General features: G+C 33.6%; 11 protein-coding genes. 9 read left to right on the top strand and 2 right to left on the bottom strand.

Annotated features, from left to right (window positions below; all coding sequences use genetic code 11):
- Positions 1 to 81 precede the first annotated feature (81 nt).
- The 9 genes from CD113_RS07475 (at position 82) to CD113_RS07435 (ending at position 11826) form a co-directional block, all read left to right on the top strand.
- Positions 82 to 1899 (top strand): acyltransferase family protein, encoded by a 1818-nt coding sequence (locus tag CD113_RS07475; protein ID WP_002463561.1) that lies wholly within the window; start codon positions 82 to 84, stop codon positions 1897 to 1899.
- 364 nt (positions 1900 to 2263) lie between these two features.
- Positions 2264 to 3091: a CHAP domain-containing protein gene (locus CD113_RS07470; RefSeq protein WP_095092803.1), complete on the top strand. Its 828-nt coding sequence runs from the start codon at positions 2264 to 2266 to the stop codon at positions 3089 to 3091.
- Positions 3092 to 3352: 261 nt separating this feature from the next.
- Entirely contained in the window at positions 3353 to 3841 is a 489-nt protein-coding gene (locus tag CD113_RS07465; RefSeq protein ID WP_002463991.1) for a glycosyl-4,4'-diaponeurosporenoate acyltransferase CrtO family protein, read from the top strand.
- Between the two features lie 2 nt (positions 3842 to 3843).
- Positions 3844 to 5334 carry a phytoene desaturase family protein gene (locus CD113_RS07460; RefSeq protein WP_002463994.1) on the top strand — a complete coding sequence of 497 codons (1491 nt, stop codon included), beginning with the start codon at positions 3844 to 3846 and terminating at the stop codon, positions 5332 to 5334.
- A gap of 5 nt (positions 5335 to 5339) precedes the next feature.
- Positions 5340 to 6455, top strand: a complete 1116-nt coding sequence (locus CD113_RS07455; protein ID WP_002463996.1) for a glycosyltransferase family A protein — start codon at positions 5340 to 5342, stop codon at positions 6453 to 6455.
- Positions 6456 to 6483: 28 nt separating this feature from the next.
- Entirely contained in the window at positions 6484 to 7344 is an 861-nt protein-coding gene (locus tag CD113_RS07450) for a phytoene/squalene synthase family protein (RefSeq protein WP_002463998.1), read from the top strand.
- 14 nt (positions 7345 to 7358) lie between these two features.
- Positions 7359 to 8864, top strand: a complete 1506-nt coding sequence (locus tag CD113_RS07445) for a phytoene desaturase family protein (protein ID WP_002464000.1) — start codon at positions 7359 to 7361, stop codon at positions 8862 to 8864.
- A 784-nt stretch (positions 8865 to 9648) separates the two neighbouring features.
- Complete coding sequence (locus CD113_RS07440) at positions 9649 to 10806, top strand: aminotransferase class I/II-fold pyridoxal phosphate-dependent enzyme (RefSeq protein ID WP_088177456.1); 1158 nt, start codon at positions 9649 to 9651, stop codon at positions 10804 to 10806.
- 21 nt (positions 10807 to 10827) lie between these two features.
- The gene (locus tag CD113_RS07435) at positions 10828 to 11826 is read left to right on the top strand and encodes a D-lactate dehydrogenase (protein ID WP_002462499.1); all 999 of its coding nucleotides are present in this window, start codon (positions 10828 to 10830) and stop codon (positions 11824 to 11826) included.
- Between the two features lie 99 nt (positions 11827 to 11925).
- On the opposite strand, the gene copZ is transcribed toward CD113_RS07435, so the two are convergent.
- Both copZ and CD113_RS07425 read right to left on the bottom strand, forming a co-directional pair.
- Positions 11926 to 12132 carry a copper chaperone CopZ gene (gene copZ, locus CD113_RS07430; RefSeq protein ID WP_002462500.1) on the bottom strand — a complete coding sequence of 69 codons (207 nt, stop codon included), beginning with the start codon at positions 12130 to 12132 and terminating at the stop codon, positions 11926 to 11928.
- Between the two features lie 220 nt (positions 12133 to 12352).
- Entirely contained in the window at positions 12353 to 14746 is a 2394-nt protein-coding gene (locus CD113_RS07425) for a heavy metal translocating P-type ATPase (RefSeq protein ID WP_002462501.1), read from the bottom strand.
- Positions 14747 to 14933: the final 187 nt, after the last annotated feature.

The following is a 14933-nucleotide window of genomic DNA, read 5'->3' as shown; positions in this document are numbered from 1 at the left end:
TGAATCTAAAACATATATGTTAATTTTTAAAATATTATGATATGCTACAGATTAGATAAATAGTAAATGGAGCGTTCATATATGGATACAAAAGACTTTAAACGTTTAGAAAAAATATATGCTCCTCGATACTTACCAGGTTTAGATGGTTTGAGAGCCTTTGCAGTTATTGGAATTCTTATCTATCATTTGAATGCACAATGGTTGAGTGGAGGATTTTTAGGTGTAGATACATTTTTCGTTATATCTGGTTACCTAATAACAAGTTTATTACTTAGTGAATATTATCGAACAGGAACGATTAATTTAATAGAGTTTTGGAAGAGACGATTAAAACGCTTAATTCCAGCAGTGCTATTCTTAATTAGTGCAGTACTTATTTTTACATTATTATTTAAACCTGAGCTCATTATACAAATGAAAAAAGATGCTATTGCAGCGATCTTTTATGTATCTAACTGGTGGTACATTGCTCAAAATGTAGACTATTTCAATCAATTTGCTATTGAACCATTAAAACATTTATGGTCCCTAGCAATCGAAGAACAATTTTATGTCTTTTTCCCACCTATATTATTATTACTATTACATAAATTAAAACCAAGAAAAATTATACAAACTTTATTTATTATTTCAGTTATCTCATTAGTATTGATGATCGTCATTCATTTAATGACTGGTGATAACTCACGTGTCTATTTCGGTACTGACACGCGATTACAAACGCTATTGTTAGGTTGTATTCTAGCCTTTGTTTGGCCACCATTCTCTTTGAGAAAAGATGTAGTAAAGAAATCGATTGTGTCACTAGATATAGTAGGAACGATTGGCTTTATAGCCTTACTCACATTGTTCTTTATAGTTGGTGATCAAGATCAATGGATTTACAATGGTGGGTTCTATATTATTTCAGGATTTACCTTGGTGATTATTGCTACAGCGGTACATCCATCAAGTATCTTTGCTAAATTTTTAAGTATGAGGTTATTTATCTTTATAGGTAAACGCTCATATAGTTTGTACTTATGGCATTATCCAATTATTGTCTTTATGAATAGTTATTATGTACAAGGTCAAATTCCTGTCTATGTATATCTGTTAGAAATTATACTAACATTTGCCATGGCTGAATTGTCATATCGCTTTATTGAAACACCTATACGTAAAAAAGGTTTTAAAGCATTTACTATTAAACCTAAACAGCTTAATAAATTTATGAGAACTGTAGTTGTCATTGTGCTGTTAGTACCATCATTAATTGTATTAAGCGGTCAATTTGATGCTTTAGGTAAGCAACATGAAGCACAAAAGAAAGAAAAGAAAACAGAATTTAAAACAAACAACAAGAAAGTGACTAAAAAAACACCTGCCAAATCGGATAAAACGCCAACTAAAAATGGCAAAGTAGACGTCTCTAAAATGTCTCCATTATTAATCGGGGATTCAGTGATGGTTGATATTGGGGATGTCTTTACTGATAAAGTACCAAATGCACAAATTGATGGTAAAGTAGGTCGTCAATTAGTTGATGCTATTCCGATTATTAAGTCTCAATATCAGGACTATTCGAAAAAAGGTCAAAGTGTCATCGTGGAATTAGGTACTAATGGAGAATTTACCAAGGATCAATTGAACGAGTTATTAGATAGTTTTGGTAAAGCGGATGTTTACTTAGTTTCTATCAGGGTACCTAGAAATTATGAGAGTAATATCAATAAATTGATTTATGATGCTGCTAAAAAACGTTCAAACGTACATTTAGTAGATTGGTATAAAGCATCTGGTGGACACCCAGAATATTTCGCTTACGATGGTATTCATTTAGAATATTCAGGAGCGAAAGCATTAACTAATTTAATCGTTAAAACAATAGAAGAACACGAAAAAACAGCAAAATAATATTACACACCAAACATTTAAAATATTACAATGCACAAGTTTAATTCTTGTAATTAGCATAGTTATTTTGAATGATTTGGTGTTTTTTAATACTTTGAAGTCTGCTGTGTGGCGTTTTTGAATTATTTGAATATTTAGATGATAAACATTACAGTAACAAAGTGATTATTAGAATCAAGTTACAATCTGATAACAAGGCACACAAGTACTTTGTTTTTTGTTATAGTTTGTCTTGTTGAAAAAACAATGAAATATATGGTTTTGTTGTTTGATTAAATTGAAAAAATAAAATATTAACATTATAAGGTCTTGAGAGACTTTCGATAATATAAACTGTTTTAAATTATTAGGAGGATATTTACTTATGAAAAAAATCGCTACAGCTACTATCGCAACAGCAGGATTCGCTACAATCGCATTTGCAGGACATGACGCACATGCGGCAGAACAAAATAACGCAGGCTATAACCCAAATGATGCACAATCATATAGTTACACTTATACAATTGATGCACAAGGGAATTATCACTATAAATGGACTGGTAACTTCGATCCAAGTCAAGTAGAACAAAACAACACAAACTATTACTATAACAACTATGGTTATACTAATTACAACAATTATAACAATTATAATAACTATAGCTATAATTACAATAACTACAACAGCTATAATAATTATTCACAAAACACTAACAACTACAATAATTACAGCAACTATAACTATTCATACAATAATCAAGCATCTTCAAACAATCAACGTACTGGTGGTTTAGGTGCAAGCTATAATGCAACAAGTAATAACGTTCACGTTACATCAACTTCTGCACCATCATCAAATGGACAATCAGTATCTACTGGTAACGGATCAGCTAACAACCTTTATACTTCAGGTCAATGTACATATTATGTATTCGACCGTGTAGGTGGTAAAATTGGTTCTACTTGGGGCAATGCTAATAACTGGGCAAACGCTGCAGCTAGATCTGGTTATACAGTAAATAATACACCAGCTGCTGGAGCAATCATGCAAACAACTCAAGGTGCGTATGGTCACGTTGCATATGTTGAAAGCGTTAATAGTAACGGTTCAGTTAAAGTATCAGAAATGAACTATGGTCATGGTGCTGGAGTTATAACATCACGTACTATCTCAGCTAGCCAAGCTAGTTCATATAATTACATTCACTAATTCGAAATCGATAATATGATGACAACGTCAATGTTCTCTTTTCACAGAGGATGTTGGCGTTTTTTTAATGTTCTCTATTTTTTAGAACTGATAAAAAGCGAATAATTTTAAATAAAAATTAATTATGTATCAGTCCGATTTGTTAGAAAACCTTTTTTAATATCTTTTAATCATGCTGTCGACGGTTTGAATAACTAATAATTAGGGAATTAAATATAACGTTATATGATTTAACTAAATATTAGAAAGTTGTTTGAATTAATGAAAAAATCAATCAAATTAATTAAGTTAATCGTTTTACATAGTATTTATTGGTCTTCAGTACAACTTATTATTGCTCATGTTGGAACTTATATACCACGTCAATTTTTTGTTAAACATCACTATTGGTTCAACAATTTTAAATTTGAACAGCGAGGAAAGTTTTGGCAAAGCCGTTTTAAAGTTCATCTATGGAAGAAATTGATTCCAGAGGGTCAAAAATTTAATTCTAACATATATAATAAGAAACATTTAACAGCGTACGATTCGAATACTGTAGAAACCATGATCGTAGAAACGGAGCGGGCGGAACTCATACATTGGTTATCTATATTACCTGTAGTTATTTTTGTTTATACACCTAACTATTTGAAAATAATTAATGTACTGTATGTGCTCATCGTTAACCTACCTATTATTATAGTACAGCGATATAATCGTCCAAGATTACGACGTATATTACGTTTGAGAACTTTAAGGGGTGACTGAAAATGAAAAAAATAATTGTTATTGGTGGTGGATTAGGTGGTATTTCTGCAGCAATTCGCATGGCACAAAATGGTTTTGATGTTAAATTATTTGAACAAAATAAACACATAGGTGGTAAAGTGAATCGTTTAGACAAAGATGGCTTTGGTTTTGACTTGGGGCCTTCAATTTTGACAATGCCATATATTTTTGAACAACTTTTTACTTATAGTAATAAACGTATGTCAGATTACGTGGATATTCGTCGTCTGCCATTACAATGGAGAAGTTTCTTCCCTGACGGACAAGTGATTGATTTGTATGAAGGTATTGCTAATACATTAATGCATAATAATCATTTAACTGAACAAGACGCAAGAGAACTGTCAGATTATCTAGAATATAGTCGTAAAATACATCGAGTGACAGAAAAAGGTTATTTTAATGTAGGTTTAGATAACTTGACTGAGATTATTAGATATCATGGACCATTACATGCACTCATAGCGTATGACTATTTTCATACGATGCAACAAGCGATTGATAAACGTATCAGTAATCCATATTTAAGAGAAATGTTAGGTTATTTTATTAAATATGTAGGTTCATCATCCTATGATGCACCAGCCGTCTTATCGATGTTGTTCCATATGCAACAACAACAGGGTTTATGGTATGTCGATGGTGGCCTTCATCATTTAGCCAATGCTTTAGAAAGGTTAGCACTTGAAGAAGGTGTTGATATTCATACGGGTGTGAGTGTTGATAATATTCAAACTTATCACCGACGTGTGACAGGCGTAAGGTTAAGTAACGGTAAAGTATATGATGCAGATTATATTATTTCTAATATGGAAGTCATACCAACTTATAAATACTTACTACATCTTAATCAACATACGATAGACAAATTGGAAATGACATTTGAACCAGCAAGTTCAGGATTAGTATTACATTTAGGTGTTGATTGTCGCTATCCGCAATTAGCACATCATAATTTCTTCTTTTCCCAAGATTCAAAATTTAATTATCAGCAGGTATTTCATGATAAAGTCTTGCCTGATGACCCAACAATATATCTTGTTAATACTAATAAAACTGATTCAACACAAGCGCCAATAGGTTATGAAAATATTAAAGTATTACCTCATATTCCTTATATTCAAGATCAGCCATTTGACAAAAAAGATTATTTGAAGCTTAGAGATAGAGTGTTAAATAAATTGGAAAAAATGGGATTAACAGATTTAAGGCAGCATATTGTCTTTGAGGATATGTGGCTGCCTGAAGATATCGAAGCACACTATCGTTCGAATCGTGGAGCAATATATGGTGTTGTAGCAGATAAAAAGAAAAACAAAGGGTTTAAATTTCCGAAAGAAAGCCAGTATTTTGACAATTTGTACTTTGTTGGTGGCTCAGTTAATCCTGGTGGAGGAATGCCAATGGTTACATTAAGTGGTCAACAGGTCGCGGATAAAATTATGCAAATTGAAAATAATGAGATGGTGTGACGTGGATGAAACGGATTAGTCGAATACTAACATTTTTAACTACGATATCAATCGCTTGCGGCTCAATCATTTTTAATAGAAGACATGTTATAAGCAAAGCATTTGTCAAAGATTTTAGTAAGTCTTTAACAGTTATTATCCCAGCTAGAGATGAAGCTGAGCGCATTGTTAAGCTACTCCAATCATTGCAGAAACAGACATATCCTCATGAAATCATTGTCATGGATGACGGTTCTACAGATCAGACAGTAGACATTGCTAAACATTATGGTGCAACTGTTTATTCAGTAGAAGAAGATAGCAGTGGAGAATGGTTTGGTAAATCACGTGCTTGTTATCAAGGTGCGCATCATGCACAAACAGAATTACTGACTTTTATAGATGCTGATGTTGACTTGCCACATAAAGATAGCTTAGAGCAAGTTGTACAACAATATCGTCAACAGCAATCGCGTGGTTTGTTGAGCGTACAACCATATCATCGCACTGAGACCTATGTCGAAAGTTTATCGGCCATATTTAATTTATTAACAGTTGTAGGAATGAATCAATTTTCATCTTTAACAGATAAACAACTATCCAATCAGGCATTTGGACCTATGACAGTAACAAATAAACAAGACTATGTTATGACCAATGGCCATCAATGTGCTAAATATCAAATTATTGAAGGATTTGCTTTAGGACATGCATATGCTAAGCATCATTTACCTGTAACTTTATACGAAGGTAAGCCTTTCATTCAGTTTCGAATGTATCAGCAGGGCTTGTCATCTTTACTACAAGGATGGACGAAACACTTTTCTTCAGGTGCTAGTCAAACTAATCCTAAATTAATGTTAGCAATTGTTATATGGTTAGTTGGTTCAATGACGTCATTCACAGCTTTATGTATAGGGGTTGTTAGTAGAAAAGTATCTTTCACTAAGATGTTATTTGTGTATAGTATCTACACATATCAATTTATAAAAATGCATAACAGAGTAGGTAAATTTTCATTGTTATTAATGATATGCCATCCACTGTTATTTATATTTTTTGTTGCAGTATTCCTTTTATCATGGAAGAAAACGCATGTATCTACAGCTGTTGAATGGAAAGGTCGTCAATATAAGATATAACAATACCAATAGACAAGGGGGACGAAATATGCCAATGATGGATAGAAATTTTGAGTATTGTCATAAAATTATGAAGAAATACTCAAAAAGTTTTTCGTATGCCTTTGATTTACTGCCTAAAGCACAGCGTCAAGCTGTATGGGCGATATATGCTGTATGCCGTAAAATAGATGACAGCATTGATATTTACGGGGATATTCAGTTTTTAAATCAAATAAAAGATGATATCAAAAGTATTGAAGTGAAGCCACAAGGACATCATTATTTTCAGAGTGATCGTCGTATGATGTTAGCGTTGCAAGTTGTAGCACAACGTTATCCAATCAATTATCAATCTTTTTATAACTTGATAGATACAGTATACGCTGATCAAAACTTTACACAATTTAAGACAGATGATGCATTATTAGAATATTGTTATGGAGTTGCAGGAACGGTAGGAGAAGTGTTGACACCCATTTTGAGTCATAATCCGACTGAACATACGTATGATATTGCGAGACAATTAGGTGAAGCATTGCAGTTGATCAACATTTTAAGGGATGTTGGAGAAGACTTTGAAAATGGACGTATATACTTTAGTGAGCAACGCTTAAAGCAATATAGCGTGGACATAGAGCGACAATTTAATGATGGTGTTAATGCCAATTATATTCATTTATGGGAATCTTATGCACGTTTAGCACAAAATGATTATCAAGATGTAATGAAAAATATAGATGTCTTTAATAAAGAAGCACAACCTATTATAGAGTTAGCAGCTAGACTTTATCGACAAATACTTGAAGAAGTTCGACTGCAACAGTATACATTACATGAACGCGTCTATGTGAATACGAGTAAGAAGGCAAAGTTATATCAACAAGTGAATCGTAAATATAAAAAGTAATAGGTGGTTAAATAATGAATATTGCAGTAATTGGAGCAGGCGTGACAGGTTTAGCGGCGGCAGCACGTTTGGCAGCACAAGGTAACAAAGTAACCATTTTCGAAAAGAATGGTCAAATTGGTGGTCGTATGAACCAATTGAAGAAAGATGGCTTTACTTTTGATATGGGGCCAACGATTGTCATGATGCCAGAAGTATACAAAGCAGTCTTTGAAGATTGTGGTAAAAGAGCTGAAGATTATATTGATATGCAACAGTTACGTTATATATATGATGTCTATTTTGATCAAGATGACCGTGTCACAGTACCTACAGATCTAGCAGAATTACAGCACATGCTTGAAAGTATTGAACCGGGATCAACACATGGATTTATGTCGTTTTTAACGGATGTGTATCAAAGATATGAAATTGCGCGTAAGTATTTTCTTGAAAAGACCTATCGTAAACCTAGCGACTTTTATAATATGACGTCACTCATTCAAGGTGCCAAACTAAAAACATTGAATCATGCAGATCAGTTAATTGAACAATATATTGATAACGAAAAGATTCAAAAGTTATTAGCATTTCAAACATTATATATTGGTATAGATCCTAAGCGTGGACCATCATTATATTCTATTATCCCAATGATTGAGATGATGTTTGGTGTCCATTTTATTAAAGGTGGCATGTATGGCATGGCTAAAGGACTTGCCAAACTTAATAAAGATCTCGCTGTTGACATTGAATTAAATGCGAACATTGAACAAATTATCATAGATCCTAAATTTAAACAGGCTGATGGCATCAAAGTAAATGGTGACATTAAACGTTTCGATAAGGTGTTATGTACTGCTGATTTTCCTTATATCGCTGAACATCTAATGCCTGAGAATGCACCGATTAAAAAATACCCACCTCAAAAAATTGAACGTTTAGATTATTCATGTTCAGCTTTTCTAATGTACATAGGTATTGATATCGATATAACCAATGATGTGTTACTACATAACGTCATTTTCTCTGAGGATTTCCGTAACAATATTGAAGAGATTTTTGGAGGTCGTTTGTCGCAAGATCCATCTATTTATGTCTATGTACCAGCTGTAGCAGATCCATCATTAGCACCTCAAGGTCAAACAGGGTTATATATATTAATGCCCACGCCAGAACTGAAAACAGGTACTATAGATTGGAATAATGAAGAACTTATTAAACAAGTGAAAGATATTATCTATCATAAAGTAGCAACGATTAAAGCTTTAGAGAATATTACTGAACATGTTATTTCAGAAACAATATTTACACCTAATGACTTTGTAACAACATATCATGCTAAATTTGGTGCGGCTTTTGGTTTGATGCCAACATTAGCACAAAGTAATTATTATCGACCAGCCAATGTCTCTAGAGACTATAAAGATTTATATTTTGCGGGAGCTAGTACCCATCCAGGTGCTGGTGTTCCAATTGTATTAACAAGTGCTAAAATAACAGTCGATGAAATGGTTAAAGATATGAATAGTGGCATTTAGTTTTAAGTATAAGCGTTATTGTAATGACATAAATGAATTGTTAGTACGAATGAACGTGCGGAGAAAAATACTGAATAACATTGCTTGCAAGAGCCTGGGACATTAATCCCAAAAATAATAGCACAAAGATGATTTTATTGTTAAATCGTCTTTGTGCTTCTTTATGTTCAATACTCCGTATTGTAGTTTCGCGTTCCTAGGGTGCTGTCTCAGCCTACCCCAACTGGCAATACTTGTAGAAACTGATTTAATCAGTTTCTCTCTGTTGGGGCCCTGGTCTTCGACTAGCACTGCTGCCCAACTATGCCCGTTTTGCACATTAAAGTAAAAATTTTATTTTTAAAATTTTTCTATAACGGGTCCCTGCATTTCTTGTAGAAACTGTTTCACAGTTTCTTTGTGTTGGGTCCCTACCTCAGGAGTCTTCACTACAATACTTCATTTTTTATGTAATTTTACATGTAAATACTTCAAAAAAAACGAGCTGTTTATTTCAAAATTAATAACGAAAAAGACAATTTCTATCAATTTTCAATAGAAATTGTCTTTTTTTACTTAAACCTAGAACTTAATGTCTCAGGCTGTTGTTGTCTGTTAGAGGTGTATTAAGGTAATAAATAATTCAAGTTACATTTTGATGTTAGAATATTATGAATGTTGACAATATTACTAGGGATACATACAATAATAATTAATTTACTGAAAGCATAGCTATATAAATAGATTGATTTGCTTCAATTTATCATTAATCGTAATGATGCAATGTCAAAGGAGGGGACTTATGATTATTTCTAATAAACTTGCCGATATCCCGGAAAGTTATTTTGGTAAAACGATGGGACGTCACATTGAACATGGGCCACTACCATTAATTAATATGGCTGTTGGTATACCAGATGGTCAAACACCACAAGGTATTATTGATCACTTTGCACAAGCATTACAACTTCCTGAAAACCAAAAATATGGAGCGTTTCATGGTAAAGATAGCTTCAAACAAGCGATTGTAGACTTTTATCAACGTCAATATAATGTGACTTTAGATAAAGACGATGAAGTGTGTATTTTATATGGTACAAAAAATGGATTAGTAGCTTTACCAACATGTATTGTTAATCCAGGAGACTATGTCATGTTACCAGATCCTGGATATACAGATTATTTAGCAGGGGTGTTATTAGCAGATGCCAAGCCTATACCTTTAAATTTAGAACCACCACATTATTTACCTGACTGGTCGACAGTAAATCGAGAGACGTTGCTAAAGACCAAATTAATTTATTTAACATATCCGAATAATCCAACAGGGTCAACAGCAACACAACAGGTGTTTGATGAAGCGATTGACAATATTTATGGTACCAACACAAAAATTGTTCATGACTTTGCATACGGTGCCTTTGGTTTCGATGCTAAAAATCCAAGTATCTTAGCATCAAAGCATGGTAAAGATGTGGCGATTGAAATCTATTCATTATCTAAAGGATATAATATGTCAGGTTTTCGAGTAGGCTTTGCAGTAGGGAATAAGGATATGATTCAAGCATTGAAAAAATATCAGACACACACGAATGCGGGGATGTTTGGCGCATTACAAGATGCAGCAACTTATGCTTTAAATCATTATGATGACTTTTTAATACAACAAAGTGACACATTTAGACAACGCAGGAATTATTTTGAAGCTCAATTAGCACAAGCTGGACTACCATATGTTCATTCTAAAGGTGGTATTTATTCATGGTTACACACACCACCTGGCTTTGATAGTGAGCGTTTTGAACAATTTTTAGTAACAGAGAAATCAATTTTAGTTGCACCAGGAATACCTTTTGGGAACAATGGTAAACACTATGTCAGAATTTCTTTAGCTTTAGATGAACAACAACTTTCAGAAGCAGCACAACGATTAAGCGATATTGCCTATTTATATCAGAAATAGCAATTTAAGGGGATGAAGAGAATGACAAAAATTAAAATTATGAGTGTACGTGACGAAGACAGACAATATATTGATAAATGGGCAACAGAACATCAAGTAACAGTTGAATTAACGACAGAACCTTTGACTGAAGAGAATATAGATACAGTGGCAGGGTTTGATGGTTTATCATTGTCTCAACAGCTACCATTAACTGAAAATATGTACAGCAAACTACAACAATTTGGGATAAAACAAATTGCACAACGTAGTGCGGGCTTTGATACCTATGATCTTGATTTAGCAAATAAATATCAGTTAATCGTATCTAATGTACCGTCATATTCACCAAGTTCAATTGCTGAATTTGCAGTAACTCAAGCGATTAATATGGTAAGAAATTTTAATGATATTCAACAAAAAGTAATAGCGCACGACTTTAGATGGGAACCATCTATTCTATCTCAATCGATTAGAGATTTAAAAGTAGCAGTGATTGGTACTGGAAGAATTGGTAGTGTGGTAGCTAGAATATTTGCTGAAGGATATCAAAGTGACGTTGTTGCTTACGATCCTTTTCCAAATGAACATGTTGCACAATTTGTTGATTATAAAGCATCTTTAGAGGAAGCAGTTAGAGAAGCGGATATTGTGACTTTGCATGTCCCAGCAACAAAATATAATCATTATTTATTCGATGAACATATCTTTGCGCAGTTTAAAAAAGGTGCAATATTTGTTAATTGTGCACGTGGTTCGTTAGTTAATACTAAAGCATTATTATCAGCACTAGATAAAGGATTAATTAAAGGTGCAGCATTAGATACTTATGAATTTGAACGTGGTTTGTTCCCTAGTGATCAGCGTAACCACGCATTAAACGATGATTTATTGCAAACATTAATTGATAGACAAGATATTATTTTGACACCACATATTGCATTTTATACTGAAGCAGCTGTAGAAAATTTAATTGTTGATGCGTTAAATGCAACACTTGATGTATTGAACACTGGTGATACTGCATTACGAGTCAATTAAATAAAGGCATTTCATGCATTCCGTTCATTATTATTAAATGATTGGAAACATGAAATGCCTTTATTTTTTAGTGAATAGCAATTTGATTAACGCTTATGATTAAACAACATCATAACCTTGATCTTCAATTGCGTCTTTCATTTGTGCTGTTGACACTTGACTATCATCATATTGAACTTCAACATTACCTTGTTCTAGGTTAACTTGTGCTGAATCAACACCGTTAAGCTCAGTTAAAGCTGATTCAACAGCACTTTTACAGTGAGCACAACTCATACCTTCTACTTTTAAAATATCTTGAGCCATTTTTTTCACCTCCTAGTTAATAATTTGTTTATTACAACAACCATTTCAAGTAACGAGTTACGGACAACAAACCGTCTATCGTTAATATGTTGTCATTAGTAGTCATTGTTTGGAATATAAAACCTTGATTTATTGATGTTTTATATTTCAAGTGACTCTTACCTGGATGGGATACGACATAAATTTGCTGGAAATTTATTGCTATCCCACTCCTATTACATTATCTTAGCTTTGTTTTCTTCAATCTTAGTGCATTAGTGATAACGCTGACTGAGCTAAGTGCCATTGCTGCACCTGCAACCCATGGTGCAAGTAAGCCCATCGCTGCAATTGGGATACCAGCGATATTATATCCGAATGCCCAAAATAGATTTTGACGTATATTTCTGATTGTCGCTTTACTGATATTAATAGCTCTTGGTATAAGGAGTAAGTCTCCACCTAATATGGTGATATCAGCAGCTTCTATCGCAACCTCAGTACCTGTACCTATGGCGATACCAATATCTGCTTTAACTAAAGCTGGCGCATCATTGACACCGTCACCTACCATTGCAACATGTTTACCTTGTTGTTGCAATTTATCGACTTGTTGAGATTTTTGTTCAGGTAAAATATCAGCAATAACTGTATCGATACCTACTTGTTTTGCGATAGCATTAGCAGTGTTACTATTATCACCTGTTAACATTGCTACTTCAATACCCATGTTATGCAAATGCGTAATGGCTTCTTTAGCATTGGTTTTGACAGTATCAGCAACAGCAATAATACTATTAAATTGATGATTGATCGCAATTAACATTGCAGTTTTACCATCTTTTTCAAATGTTAATAGGTCATTGGTTGCCTGCTCAGATAAAGTAATGTCATATTTAGACATTAACTTACGATTACCTATTAAGACATGGTTGCTGTCAATGGTTGCTTCAATACCATGACCAGGAATCGCATTAAATGATGATGTTTCAACTAAAGGTAGTGACTGATCTTTAGCGTAGTTAACGATTGCGTCCGCTAAAGGGTGCTCTGAATCTTTTTCAGCACTTGCTAGTAATTTTAGTGCATCATCATCACCTGTAAAGTTAGTTACAACAGGCTGTCCATTGGTAATTGTACCAGTTTTATCTAAAACAATTGTATCAATTTGATGTGCACGTTCTACAAATTCGCCACCTTTGAACAGGATACCATTTTCAGCAGCACGTCCTGTACCAACCATAATAGAAGTAGGTGTTGCTAATCCTAATGCGCAAGGACAAGCAATAACTAAGACAGAAATACCTGCAACTAAAGCGGGTTCAAAATCACCAGGTCTTACAAGTGTAATCCAAATAATGAACGTCAGTAAGGCAATACCTACAACAATGGGTACAAAGTAACCGGAAATAATATCAGCTAAACGCTGAATGGGCGCTTTAGAACTTTGGGCTTGTTCTACTACTTTGATGATGTTAGATAAGGCAGTATCTTCTCCAACTTTTGTAGCTGTCATGGTAATCGTACCATTTTTATTCATAGTAGCTCCTATGACGCTATCACCAATATTTTTTTCTACGGGGATAGATTCGCCAGTCAACATCGATTCATCAATAGATGTCATACCTTTAATAATTGTACCATCAACAGGGATTTTCTCCCCAGGTTTGACGATGAGTGTATCATGAACGTTTACTTCATTTAATGGTATCATGATTTCTTGATTATCTCTTATAACACGAGCTTCTTTAGCTTGTAAACTTAATAATTCGCCAAGTGCGTTTGTCGTTTGTGTTTTGGCACGAGCTTCTAAATATTTACCAAATAAAATTAAAGTAATTAACACTGCACTTGTTTCAAAATATAGATGAGGGTCTGTCGTTGTGCCACTCAACCAGCGTACCATTTCATAAATACTATAGAAATAAGCAGCGCTTGTACCAACAGCGACAAGAACATCCATATTGGCAGCACCATTGCTCAAGTTTTTATAGGCACCAACATAAAATTGCCAACCGATAATGAATTGTACCGGAGTTGCAAGGGCAAATTGAAACCACGGATTCATAAACAGTGTTGGAATAGACATATTAAATAAATGTACAAACATTAACATGAGCAATGGTAAAGATAGTAGTGCAGAAATAATTAGTTTAAATAATTTATGTTTAAGTTCACGTTCTTTTCGTGATTCTTGGTGTTGATTATCTGCTTTCACACTGGCATCATAACCGAGCTTTTGAATACGCTGAATAATAGCATCTGTATTAGTTTCTTCGGGGTAAAAATTAACGTTAGCTTGTTCTGTTGTTAAATTTACCGTTGCATCTTTAACACCACTTGTTTTGTTTAAGACCTTTTCGATGCGGTTAGAGCAAGCGGCACACGTCATTCCTGTAATATCTAACTCAATAGTATCTGTAGCGACACCGTAACCTAATTTGTCAATTTTATTAATAAAATCATCAACTTGATATTGTGTAGTGTCATAATCAATCGTTGCTTTTTCAGTAGTTAAATTAACTTGTGCATCAACACCGTCCATTTTATTTAGTACCTTTTCGATACGATTGGAGCAAGCGGCACACGTCATACCAGTGACACCTAATGTTATTTTATTATGATTAGTCAACATTTAAGCCTCCGTTCCTTATTGTTCACATGTCTAATATACCCCTTATAGGTATACAATTCAAGATTATCAACACATTAACAACAAAAAACGGTTCTCTATTTCCTACGATTAGTCAAGTGCTTATAAATAAAATAAGCATTACTAAATTAAACCGTTCAATTTAATTTTTTTGAATAAGGTGTTAAAC

This window comes from Staphylococcus simiae, assembly GCF_002902085.1.
In the GTDB taxonomy this organism is placed as follows: domain Bacteria; phylum Bacillota; class Bacilli; order Staphylococcales; family Staphylococcaceae; genus Staphylococcus; species Staphylococcus simiae.
Note: the sequence above shows the minus strand (reverse complement) of the source record. Positions and strands in the feature narration are given on the sequence as shown.

What these genes read in the sequence shown, in the direction of transcription:
- copZ (WP_002462500.1), bottom strand. Translation starts at nt 12,132, where the DNA reads ATGGCTCAAGATATTTTAAAAGTAGAAGGTATGAGTTGTGCTCACTGT.
- CD113_RS07465 (WP_002463991.1), top strand. Translation starts at nt 3,353, where the DNA reads ATGAAAAAATCAATCAAATTAATTAAGTTAATCGTTTTACATAGTATT.
- CD113_RS07445 (WP_002464000.1), top strand. Translation starts at nt 7,359, where the DNA reads ATGAATATTGCAGTAATTGGAGCAGGCGTGACAGGTTTAGCGGCGGCA.
- CD113_RS07425 (WP_002462501.1), bottom strand. Translation starts at nt 14,746, where the DNA reads ATGTTGACTAATCATAATAAAATAACATTAGGTGTCACTGGTATGACG.
- CD113_RS07435 (WP_002462499.1), top strand. Translation starts at nt 10,828, where the DNA reads ATGACAAAAATTAAAATTATGAGTGTACGTGACGAAGACAGACAATAT.
- CD113_RS07470 (WP_095092803.1), top strand. Translation starts at nt 2,264, where the DNA reads ATGAAAAAAATCGCTACAGCTACTATCGCAACAGCAGGATTCGCTACA.
- CD113_RS07475 (WP_002463561.1), top strand. Translation starts at nt 82, where the DNA reads ATGGATACAAAAGACTTTAAACGTTTAGAAAAAATATATGCTCCTCGA.
- CD113_RS07455 (WP_002463996.1), top strand. Translation starts at nt 5,340, where the DNA reads ATGAAACGGATTAGTCGAATACTAACATTTTTAACTACGATATCAATC.
- CD113_RS07450 (WP_002463998.1), top strand. Translation starts at nt 6,484, where the DNA reads ATGCCAATGATGGATAGAAATTTTGAGTATTGTCATAAAATTATGAAG.
- CD113_RS07460 (WP_002463994.1), top strand. Translation starts at nt 3,844, where the DNA reads ATGAAAAAAATAATTGTTATTGGTGGTGGATTAGGTGGTATTTCTGCA.